This window comes from Roseomonas sp. TAS13, from assembly GCF_001950415.1.
Taxonomy (GTDB): Bacteria; Pseudomonadota; Alphaproteobacteria; order Acetobacterales; family Acetobacteraceae; genus Roseomonas; species Roseomonas mucosa.
Genome location: NZ_BDLP01000494.1, coordinates 1 through 2,665, shown reverse-complemented (window position 1 = coordinate 2,665; position 2,665 = coordinate 1). Strand labels below are relative to the sequence as shown.

4 protein-coding genes are annotated in these 2,665 nt (G+C 74.5%); all 4 read left to right on the top strand.

The genetic code is table 11. The features are described 5' to 3' along the window. A partial coding sequence (locus ROTAS13_RS22655; protein WP_139323509.1) for a lytic transglycosylase domain-containing protein occupies positions 1-1,060 on the top strand: 1,060 nt, incomplete at its 5' end. Positions 1,061-1,062: 2 nt separating this feature from the next. Further along, on the top strand, positions 1,063-1,917 hold the full coding sequence (locus tag ROTAS13_RS22650) for an alpha/beta fold hydrolase (protein WP_075823513.1): 855 nt from the start codon (positions 1,063-1,065) through the stop codon (positions 1,915-1,917). After that, the gene (locus tag ROTAS13_RS22645) at positions 1,914-2,375 is read left to right on the top strand and encodes a phosphatidylglycerophosphatase A (RefSeq protein ID WP_083755680.1); all 462 of its coding nucleotides are present in this window, start codon (positions 1,914-1,916) and stop codon (positions 2,373-2,375) included. The genes ROTAS13_RS22650 and ROTAS13_RS22645 overlap by 4 nt, the downstream gene beginning before the upstream one ends. Further along, positions 2,375-2,665 (top strand): CinA family protein (locus ROTAS13_RS22640; RefSeq protein WP_139323508.1); only part of this gene is annotated, 291 nt, incomplete at its 3' end. The genes ROTAS13_RS22645 and ROTAS13_RS22640, both read left to right, overlap by 1 nt.

The following is a 2,665-nucleotide window of genomic DNA, read 5'->3' as shown; positions in this document are numbered from 1 at the left end:
GCCCGGGCCGGGTGCCGCGCGCGGTGAGGCGGAGTTCCTGGCCGGCTGGATCGCCCTGCGCCGCCTGAACGAGCCCGCCACCGCGCATCTGCATTTCAGCCGGGTGGCCGAGGGCAGCACCAGCATCATCACGCGCTCCCGCGCCGCCTACTGGCAGGGCCGCGCCCTGGCCGCGCAGGGCGATACGGCCGGCGCCAAGGCCGCCTGGAACGCCGCCGCCAGCCTGCCGACCTCCTATTACGGGCAGCTCGCCTCCTTCACCCTGAACGAGAGCCCCGCCCGGCTGGCGGAGCGCATCCGCGCCGCCGGCGCCGCCCCGCCGCCACCCGGCCAGACCGCGCTCTTCGTGGACCGGGAACTTCCCCGGGCGGTGCTCACCCTGGCCGATCTCGGGTTGCAGCGGCGCGCCCTGCCCTTCCTGCTGCGGCTGGAGGAGCTGTCGCCGGATGCGGGAACGCGGCTGCTGGTGGCGCGGCTGGCGGACAGCACCGGGCGGCCGGACCAGGCGGTCTGGGTCTCGCGCCGCTCCGGCATCGACGGCGTGGCCCTGGTGCCCGAGGGCTGGCCCACCCCCTACCCCACGCCGGACGGGCTGGAGCCGGCCCTGGTCCGCGCCATCTCGCGCCAGGAAAGCAATTTCGACCCCCAGGCGGTCTCGCCCTCCAATGCCCGCGGGCTGATGCAGCTGCTGCCCACGACGGCGGCCGAGGTGGCGCGCAGGAACGGGATCCCGCACCAGTTCGGCTGGCTGACCAGCGACCCGGCGCACAACATGAAGCTCGGCTCGATCTACCTGGGCGACCAGCTCGCCCGCTTCGGCGACAACCCGGCCCTGGCGGCGGCGGCCTACAATGCCGGGCCGCGCCGGGTCGCGGAATGGCTGGCCACCTATGGCGAGCCGGGCACGCCCGGCGTGGACATGATCGACTGGGTGGAGCTGATCCCCTTCTCCGAGACCCGGAACTACGTGCAGCGCGTGATCGAGAACATGGTCGTCTATCGTGCCCTCGGCGGCGACGGGGCGCAGCCCCATCCCCTGGCCCGCTGGCTGGCTCCCTGAGCATGGCGGAACAGGCTCCGCGGGAGCGCCGGATACGCAGCCGCGACGGATACACCCTGGCGGTGCTGGACTGGGCGGGCGACGCCTCGCGCACCCCGCTGCTCTGCCTGTCCGGGATCGGGCGCAACGCGCTGGACTTCGCCGGCCTGGCGGAGCGCCATGCCGGGCAGCGCCGCGTGGTGGCGCTCGACTATATCGGCCATGGGGAAAGCGACCGCGCCGCCGAGGTCACGCGCTACGACCCGCGCGAGGCCCTGGCCGATGTGCTGGATGTCTGCGCCGCGCTGGGCATGCCGCGGGTGGTCACTGTGGGCACCTCCTTCGGCGGGCTGCTCTCCATGTTCCTGGCGCTCCAGCGGCCGGCCATGCTGCGGGGCGTGGTGCTGAACGATATCGGTCCGCGCATCGAGAGCGGCGGGGTCGGCCGGGTGCGGGAGTTCCTGGGGCGGGACCCTGCCTTCGCCTCGGAGGCCGAGGCGGCCCAGTATCTCCGCCGGGTGCAACCGCAGCTTCCGGTGGCCGACGAGGCCGGCTGGCTGCGCCTCGCCGCGCGCACCTACAAGCGCGGCCCCGACGGCCGCCTGCACCCGCGATGGGACCTGCGCATCGCGCGGGCCATGGACACGGGTGCGGCGGTGAGCGATTTCGGCCCGCTCTTTTCCGGCCTGCACGACATCCCGGTCCTGCTGGTCTGGGGCGAGCTGAGCGAGATCCTTTCCGCCGCCACGGTGAACCGGATGCGGGGGGAGAAGCCGGACCTGGAGCTCGTGGTCCACCCGACCTCCGGCCATGCCCCGCTTCTGGAGGAACCGGAGATCGCCCCGCGCCTGGATGCCTTCCTGGACCAGCTGGCGTGACCACCCTGGCCCAACAAGCGGCGACCCCGCGCCTCGCGATCCTCGTCGCCTCCATGGGCGGCGTGGGGCGTATGCGCCCGGCGCCCGGCACCTGGGGCTCGGCCCTGGTCCTGCCCCTCGCCTGGCTCGGCCCCGGGCCCTGCATGCTGGCGGCGGTGCTCTTCACCCTGGCCGGGGTGCTGGCCGTCAGCCGCCTGCCCCGGGCGCAGAGCGACCCGCCCTGGGTGGTGGTGGACGAGGCCGCCGGGCAGAGCTTCGCCCTGGCCGCGCTGGCGCCGCAGGCCGGTCTTGCCTGGGTGCTGGCCGCCTTCCTTCTGTTCCGCTTCTTCGACATCCTGAAGCCGCCGCCGGTCCGCTGGGCCGGCCGGCGCGACGGGCCGGTCTGGGTGATGCTGGACGACGTGCTGGCCGGGGCGCTCGCCGCCGCCGTGCTGGCGATCGCGCGGAGCCTGCCGTGATGCTGCCTGACGAGACCCTGGCGCAGGCCGGGCGCCTGCTGGAACGCCTCCAGGCCCGGGGGCTGACCCTGGCCACGGCGGAAAGCTGCACGGGCGGGCTGATCGCCGCCGCGCTGACGGCCGTCCCCGGCTCCTCCGCCACGGTGCTGGCGGGGTTCGTGACCTATTCCAACGGGGCCAAGACGGCGATGCTGGGCGTGCCGGAGGCGGTGATCGCCTCGGTGGGCGCGGTCAGCGAGGAAACCGCCCGCGCCATGGCCGAGGGCGCGCTGGAACGTTCCGGCGCCGAC